The following is a 6,134-nucleotide window of genomic DNA, read 5'->3' as shown; positions in this document are numbered from 1 at the left end:
CCGCCGAGACTGCCGTTGGACTTCTGGGAGCCGCCGTTACGCTGCGCACCGACCTTGGCCCCGTGATCGGACTTCTTCTTTTTTTCCTTGTGGTGATCGAAGATGTCGAGGACGTCGAAATCGATCCCGAACAGATCGGCCGAGGCCACCGCGGCGCCGGCCAGGCCGGGACCGGCGACCATCGCGCCACAAGCAATTGCGCAGCCAGCGGCGGTGTTGCGCATCCATGACCGGTCCACGACGAGATCCCCCCAGAAGGATCAGCGGCTACCGCCGCACTCACTGGAACAAGTTCCCATTGTGACACACCGGCGTCCGGCCAGGTTTGCTGGACCACTCGGCGGCGAGCATCCCGGCCAATGTCGGCCGACCGGGTGGCCTGCGGCGATACGCTTTGGTCGTGGTCAGCGAGTTCCGACGCTCGGTGTGCATGCCCGAGATGGCGCTGAACAACCGCGTGTCGGCCCGGACCCGGCACTATGCCGAGAGCGTGTCGAGCCGGTTGCGCGTGCTGACCATCGCTACGTCGATCGCGGCCGCGGTATCGGCGGGCTTCGGAATCTTCCAGTTGACCCTCGACGGACCGATGTGGCGGTTGGGCTTCGTCAACCTCGGTTCGGCGGCACTGTTCCTACTGGTACCGCTGCTGTACCGGTTCGGCGAGTTGATCGCGCCGCTGACGTTCTTCCTGATCGCCTATGTGTCGGTATCGGCGATGTGCTTTGCGATCGGTACGGATTCCGGCCTGCAGTTCTACTTTGTGGTCGCCGCATCGCTCGCGGTCCTGGTGCTGGGCATCGAGCGCATCGTGCTCGCTGCCACCCTGGCCGCCTTCGCGGTGGCCGCCACCATCGCACTCGAGGTGCTGGTTCCCGGTGACCGGGGCCTCGGGCCGGCGTGGGCGATGACCGCCGGATTCGTGATCTCCACGGTTTCCGCCGCGGTGATGGTGTTTGCCACGATATGGATGTCGCTGCGTGAGATCGCCCGGGCCGAGCACGCGATGGAAGCCGAGTACCAGCGGTCCGAACAACTCCTGGCCAACATTCTGCCCACGACCATCGCCCAGCGGCTCAAGGATCCGGCGCGCACGATCATCGCCGACAAATACGACGACGCGTCGATCCTGTTCGCCGACATCGCCGGCTACACCGAACGGGCCAGTGACCTGACCCCGACCGACCTGGTGCGGTTTCTCGACCGGCTGTACACCGACCTCGACGCGCTGGTGGACCGCCATGGCCTGGAGAAGGTCAAGACCACCGGCGACTCATACATGGTCGTGGCCGGCGTACCCAAGCCACGCACCGACCACATCGAGGCGTTGGCCTGCCTGGCCCTCGATCTGGCCGACGCCGTCGCCGATCTCAAGGATCCGCGGGGCCGCGCGGTGCCGTTGCGGATCGGACTGGCCGCCGGGCCCGTGGTGGCCGGAGTGGTGGGGGCCCGCAAGTTCTTCTACGACGTGTGGGGCGACGCGGTCAATGTCGCGTCGCGGATGGAGACAACCGATATCGCCGGCCGAATTCAGGTGCCGCAGAACGTCTATGACCGGATCAACCACGCCTTCGTGCTCGAGGAACGCGGCGACGTGGAGATCAAGGGCAAGGGCGTCATGCACACCTGGTACCTGGTCGGGCGTCGCGACGACGAGACGGTACGCACCCGGCTGGAGAGTGCCGGGCCGGTGCGCACCGCCTCGGTCGTGCCGCCCGCAATGGGCTAAACCTTGCGATTCTCCGACTTGATCAGCCAGGCCAGCTTCTCCAGTCCCTCGATCGACTGGTGCAGGATGTCGGCAGTGGTGGGGTCTTCCGCATCCACCGCGTCGTGCACCCCGCGGAGCGTGCCCACGGTGGCGTAGATCCGCGCAGTGATGAGATCGACGACCTCGCCGGTGCCGCGTTCGTAGCCGGGGAATTCCGGAAGCGTGGTGGTCGCCGCGACGGTGTCGGACCGGCCGTCCGGCACGGCATCCAGTGCGCGCATCCGCTCGGCGATGGTGTCGCCGCCTTCCCGGGCGAAATCGACGAGCTCATCGAGTTGCAGGTGCAGATCGCGGAAGTTCGTGCCGACGACGTTCCAATGCGCCTGCTTGCCCTGCAGCGCGAGCTCGATCAGATCGACGAGCACCTGTTGCAGGTGACCGCCGAACTCCGGAGTGGCCTGGTAGCCCTGGATATCAGATTCGATTCGACGTGTACTCATGTCATACACAACAGTCCCTATTCTGGAATCAATCCAGAATAGATCAATTGTGGCAGCACTCACGCCCGCGGCTGCTCGGCTGCCTGGTCCTGCCGGTTGAGCAACCGCGCATATCCCGCACCCATGCCCAGCAACGCCAATCCGACCACGATGAACACCGCCACCCGGAACATTCCGTCGAGGGTCCCGAGGTCGAACAGGAACAATTTGGCCATCGCGGCTGCCACGAGTGCCATCCCGCCTCCGATCGGCAGCGAGCGCTGCGCTTTGGGACGCCTCGCCGCATAGCCGAGCAAGCCGGCCGCGACCGCGATCCAGCAGATGGTCGCCGCCATGTGCCCGCCGAAGAACCCGGCGCCGCTGCCGCCGATCGCCACACCTGCCGTCACGGTGAACACGGTGACCGCATAGCCGGCCACGATGACCGCGGCCGCCCACACCAGCCGGACCACCTCGGGATCCGCATCGCCGTCCGCCGACCAGGCCCACGCCACCGCGGCTGCCGCCGTCACCACCAGAACGCTGCCGATCAGCACCGAAACACTCAGCCCCGCAGATAGTTTCGTGGCCTGCGCCAGAATGTCAGGCGTCGCGACGCCGAGGTAGATCATCCCTCCGACCCCGGCCAGTCCGGCGGCTATCCCCCGAATCACCTTCTCGCGGCGTCCGGCGACCGCCACCGCCGACGCCATCGCAAGCACCACCGGACCGGCCACCGGGCCGTCAAACGCAACCAGCACCGCAACCAGAGCGGAGACCGCAGCCAGCACGGACCACACCTGGCGGGCCACCCCGGTGCCCCCGGGCAAGCGATCGCCCAGCGCCACGATCGCCACCAGCGCAGCTGCCAGCGCAGCCACCGTGAGAGCGGCAATCACGCGATCGGCTGCGGCCGAGACACACAACACCGGGGAGACTCCGCCTGCCGCAAGTACGGCCGTCACCGCCGGTTTCGTGGTCCACCGCAGCAAGGTCAGCCCGCTGACCAGGGCCAGCACCGCCGCAAGCGCGCACGTCAGCACGAGCACCAGATCGTGCCTGCCTCCGAATGAGGCCGAGGCCAGCGCGACCATGAGCGGCAACGTGGGCGCGGCCACCCGGGCGGCATGCAACCACGGCCAGTCCCGGCCGATCTGGATCGGCAATGCCGCCGAGGACAAGGCCAGCATGAATCCGATCAACAGCAGGGTCACGCCATCGGTGACGACGGGCGCCAGGGCGATCAAGGGCACCAGGACCAACAGCCCGAGGTGCTCGGTGTTCCACCGCCGGGCGAGCATCAGGCCGCCGCCACCGATCGCCGCGGCCAGCGCCAGGCCGATCGGCGCGGGCACCCAGTCATAGATCGTCGTCACCGCGATCACGTCCATGTACGCGGCGGCGATGCCCGTCGCCGCCAAGGCGATGGCGCCGACCCGGCCGTCGGGCCTGCGATAGACCCACCGTCCGACACCGACCAGGCCCGCGGCGAGCACCGCGCCGGCCCCGACCCGGAACTCGGGTCGCAGGATGCCCGCCTGGGCGGCCAACACCAGCAGCAGCACCACGCCGGTCAGTGTCACGACCACCCCGGCCACCGCCAGCGCCTTGCCGATCCAACCTTCCGAGCGCTCCGGTCGCGGCGGGGGCGCTGACGCGGCGGGTGTGGGTGGGGCGACGACGGATGGCGCGGCGGGTTCTGGTGCCCGCACCGGCAGCGGGGCCGGAACAGGCAAATGGGGCGGCACCACCATCGCCCGCTGATCCAGAATCCGGCCCAGCTCCCCCAGGTCCGTCGAAACCCGGTTCAGGTATGCCGAGATCGCGGACAGATCGGAGGACATCCTCGCGATGACGACATGATGAGGTTCGCTCATGTCGTCATCGTGGCAACAAAATCGACGGCCGTGATGAGTAGGACTACTCGTCGAGGCCGTGTTCGATGGCGTACCGCGCCAATTCGACACGGTTTGCGACCTGTAACTTGCGGAACGTCGCCTGCACATGGTTCTCCACCGTGCGGTGGCTCAGGGATAGGCGCGTGGCGATCTGCTTGGCCGTCAATCCTTTTGCCACATACCGCAGCACCTCGGTCTCCCGCTCGGTCAGGCTCGGGGTGGCCGGGCCGTCCTCGGGCCGCTGGGCGATGCGCCGGTACTCACCGAGCACCAGGCCGGCCAATCCGGGGGTGAAAACCGCCCGCCCCGCGGCGGTCGCCCGAACCGCCGCCGTCAACTCGGCTTTCGACGCGCTCTTCACCAGATACCCCGTCGCACCGGCCTTGACGGCTTCCAGGACATCGTCGCGCTCGTCGGAAGCCGAGAGCACCAGCACCCGCGACGCCGGGGACACCGTGAGCACCTCCGCGGTGGCCACCGCGCCAGTGCCGTCACACAGGCTCATGTCCATCACCACCACGTCGGGCAGCACCACACCCGCACGCCTGCGCGCCGCGGCCACTCCGTCGGCCGTGGCCACCACCTCGAAGCCTTCGTCGGCGAGATCGCGCGCTACCGCGTCACGCCAGATCGGATGGTCGTCGACGACCATCACGGTCACTGCAGCCTCGGTCATCCTTGTCCCTTCTCGGTCGCGTGACGATCCCCGGGTGAGCGCGGCAACGTCAGCTCCCATTCCGTGCCGCACCCCGGCGCGGTGCTCAACTGCGCCTGCCCACCCAGCCAATCCATCCGTCCGACAATCGATTTGGAAATACCCACGTGGCCTTCGCGGACCGCCTCGGCCAGCCGGCCGTCATCGATTCCCACACCGTCGTCGCGGACGCTCACCGTCACGGAGTCCCCCAGGTCCTCCAGCAGGACGAAAACCCGGGCCTCGGGCCCCGCGTGGGCCGCTGCGTTGTCGAGCGCGTTGCTCGCCGCCGCGAACAACTCGTGAGCGGCTTCGTGATCGAGCAGCACCGGTTCGGCGGGCAGGCTGACCGACACCCGGTCGGAGGCCCGGGACCGCAGCAACGCGCCGATGTCGGTGGCTCCGCCGGCGTGCGCATCCGGGTCCGGCGCGCTGACCAGCCGCCGCAGCGCCCGCTCCTGCTCGCCGGCCAGTTCCGCCAACCGCGCTGTCTCACCGCCGATTTCGCGCCCCCGCCGCGATACCAGCGCCAGCACCTGGATGGCGCCGTCGTGGACCCGGCGCGACAACCGCTCGCGCTCCTCGAGGGAGGCAGCCAGCCGCACCGCACGTTCCAGCTCGGCGTGTGCCCGGCGCGCGGTCTGTGCGGCCATGCCGACGGCGAGGCCCACCGCCAACTCGATGACGATGGTGGCGTTGCGGCCCAAGTTGATGCTGACGTAGCCCTTCAATGCGGCTGCGGCGGCCATCACCGACAACCCGGCCGCCATCCCGCCGACCGGACCGAACTGCAGGGCTGCCGAGATGGTGGCGTTGGTGGCCCACAGCGTCGTGGGCCAGGATTGGTTGTCGGCGACCCAGTGGTCGGACGCCACCAGTTCGGTGGACATCATCAGCGCCACGACCACCAGGATCTCGGCGAGCACCCAGGCCGGGCGCCGACCGAAACCCTGCAGGTAGGCGACCGCACAAGCGATGCTCCACAGCAGCAGGCCCGCGCACAGCACCCAGGCCGTTGCCGGACGCTCCAGATCGTCGTTGACGGCGATCTGGAACCCGAGCGCGTACAGACAGCTCAGCAGCCGGAAGATCTGCGCGGCGCGCCACAACGGCGTGACCGGATCCGGGCTGCGCTGCATTTGCCCAGCATAAGGTCGCCAACCGGCGTGCCGGTGCACCGATCTCGCGCGTCCGCGCTAGCGCTCGCCCTGAGCCACCGGACGATCCGGATCTGACGCCCACTCCGACCACGAGCCCGGGAACAACGCCGCGTCCACCCCGGCTGCGGCCAAGCCTGCCACCGCCAGGGCAGCCGTCACCCCGGACCCGCAGTAGGCGCCGACGTCGGCTCCGCC

The 6,134-nt window shown here is 68.5% G+C and carries 5 protein-coding genes and 1 pseudogene; 1 reads left to right on the top strand and 5 read right to left on the bottom strand.

Going from position 1 to position 6,134, the window contains the following annotated elements; all coding sequences use genetic code 11:
• Nucleotides 1–224, bottom strand: a pseudogene (locus tag BN4332_RS04380) (hypothetical protein); the annotation flags it as partial.
• Nucleotides 225–430: 206 nt separating this feature from the next.
• Here BN4332_RS04380 and BN4332_RS04375 point away from each other — a divergent pair.
• Nucleotides 431–1,726: an adenylate/guanylate cyclase domain-containing protein gene (locus BN4332_RS04375; RefSeq protein ID WP_066897346.1), complete on the top strand. Its 1,296-nt coding sequence runs from the start codon at nt 431–433 to the stop codon at nt 1,724–1,726.
• On the opposite strand, the gene BN4332_RS04370 is transcribed toward BN4332_RS04375, so the two are convergent.
• The 4 genes from BN4332_RS04370 to macS are packed head-to-tail and all read right to left on the bottom strand — an operon-like array spanning nt 1,723 to nt 5,918.
• Nucleotides 1,723–2,208 carry a Dps family protein gene (locus BN4332_RS04370; protein WP_066897345.1) on the bottom strand — a complete coding sequence of 162 codons (486 nt, stop codon included), beginning with the start codon at nt 2,206–2,208 and terminating at the stop codon, nt 1,723–1,725. The genes BN4332_RS04375 and BN4332_RS04370 overlap by 4 nt on opposite strands.
• Before the next feature lie 59 nt (nt 2,209–2,267).
• Nucleotides 2,268–4,064 (bottom strand): DUF2339 domain-containing protein, encoded by a 1,797-nt coding sequence (locus tag BN4332_RS04365; RefSeq protein WP_066897344.1) that lies wholly within the window; start codon nt 4,062–4,064, stop codon nt 2,268–2,270.
• A 43-nt stretch (nt 4,065–4,107) separates the two neighbouring features.
• Nucleotides 4,108–4,761 carry a LuxR C-terminal-related transcriptional regulator gene (locus BN4332_RS04360; protein ID WP_066897343.1) on the bottom strand — a complete coding sequence of 218 codons (654 nt, stop codon included), beginning with the start codon at nt 4,759–4,761 and terminating at the stop codon, nt 4,108–4,110.
• Nucleotides 4,758–5,918 (bottom strand): MacS family sensor histidine kinase, encoded by a 1,161-nt coding sequence (gene macS, locus BN4332_RS04355; RefSeq protein ID WP_066897342.1) that lies wholly within the window; start codon nt 5,916–5,918, stop codon nt 4,758–4,760. The genes BN4332_RS04360 and macS overlap by 4 nt, the downstream gene beginning before the upstream one ends.
• Nucleotides 5,919–6,134 lie beyond the last annotated feature (216 nt).

The organism is Mycolicibacterium houstonense (assembly GCF_900078665.2).
GTDB lineage: Bacteria > Actinomycetota > Actinomycetes > Mycobacteriales > Mycobacteriaceae > Mycobacterium > Mycobacterium houstonense.
This window is presented reverse-complemented; position numbering and strand designations above follow the sequence as displayed.